This is a genomic window from Nonomuraea marmarensis (assembly GCF_043197025.1).
Lineage (GTDB): Bacteria > Actinomycetota > Actinomycetes > Streptosporangiales > Streptosporangiaceae > Nonomuraea > Nonomuraea marmarensis.
On sequence record NZ_JBICRM010000109.1, the window covers coordinates 1 to 1,561 of the forward strand.

Consider the following 1,561-nt stretch of genomic DNA (forward strand, 5'->3'; position numbering starts at 1 on the left):
GGGGGTATCACTCTAAGTGTGGAAACGATCACTATGGGTAGATGAGTCAAGGTAGATCATCTTAACGCTTCGGGGGGAGCGTCCATCATGTCGAACACACGGGGATCATCGGCTCTGACCACCACTTTCACACAAGACCACGAGCAGGCGGGAGGCTTGGCGCGGGCTGCTCATCATGGCGGGGAAAAATCCCCTCATCTTGAAGGGCAGGTGCCGCTGCGGGATCTGCTCGGCGATCAGGTGCTGGACCTGCTGCTGGAGCGATCGAAAGACGGCAAGGGCGGGCTGCGGCTGACCGGAGAGGGCTCGATGCTGGGCGAGCTGGTCAAGTCGGTGCTGGAACGCGCGCTGGAGGCCGAGCTGTCGAGTCATCTGGGCTATGGCAAGCACGATCCGGCCGGCCACGGGACGGGTAACTCCCGCAACGGCAAGATCGGCAAAACGGTGCAGACCGGCGTCGGCCCGGTCCGGCTGGCCGTGCCACGCGACCGGGCCGGCACCTTCGAGCCGGTGCTGGTGCCCAAGCGGGCCGGGCGCATCTCCGGCGGCCTGGACGACATGATCATCAGCCTGTACGCGCACGGCATGAGCGTGCGCGACATCCAGCATCACCTGCGCCAGATCTACGAGGTCGAACTGTCGCATGAGGCCATCTCCAACATCACCGACGCCGTGCTGGAAGAGGTCCGCGCCTGGCAGGCACGGCCGCTGGAGGCGATCTACCCGGTGGTGTTCCTGGACGCCATCGTGGTCAAAGTGCGCGACAACCACAGCGTGCAGGCCAAGCCCGCCTATCTGGCGGTCGGCATCGACACCGACGGCGAGAAGCACGTGCTGGGCATCTGGCTGGCCAAGACCCCGCTCGACCATGCGACCGCCGGCGAGTCGTCCCGGTTCTGGAGCGCGGTGATGACCGACCTGAAAAACCGTGGCGTGCGCGACATCCTCATCGCCTGCACCGACGGCCTGGCCGGCTTCGAGGACGCCATCCACCATGCCTTCCCGCACACCACCGTGCAGACCTGCGTCGTTCACCTGATCAGGAATGCGCTGCGGCCGGTGGCCCGCCGCGACCGCGCTGCGGTGGCCGCCGAGCTGAAGAAGATCTACACCGCGCCCAGCGCGGAGGCGGCCTTCGACGCTCTGGCCGACTTCACCGCCTCTGATTGGGGGGCGAAGTACCCGCAGGCGGGCCGCGTGTTCGAGGCCGCCTGGGATCGCTTCACGCCGTTCTTCGCCTTCAGTCCGGCGGTGCGCAAGCTGCTCTACACCACCAACGGCATCGAAAGCCTGAACTATCAGCTACGCAAGGTCACCAAGGCCCGCGGGCACTTCCCCGGCGACGACGCCGTGGTCAAGCTGCTCTGGCTGGCCATCATCAACATCGAGGACAAACGCGCCCGCGAACGCGCCGCGCACAAGGAGAAAACCGGCAAGATCAAGAACTCGCCCAGCACCGCGCGCCTGATCGAGGGGCAGCGCACCATCGGCTGGCGCGAGGCACTCATCGAACTTGATATCGCCTACCCAGGACGGATCAGGTAAAGAGGGTTCTCCATCA

General features: G+C 65.5%; 1 protein-coding gene. It reads left to right on the forward strand.

From position 1 onward, the window contains the following. The first annotated feature begins 216 nt into the window (after positions 1-216). A complete protein-coding gene (locus ACFLIM_RS50155; protein WP_393178011.1) occupies positions 217-1,545 on the forward strand; it encodes an IS256 family transposase in 1,329 nt (442 codons plus the stop codon). The last annotated feature ends 16 nt before the right edge of the window (positions 1,546-1,561 follow it).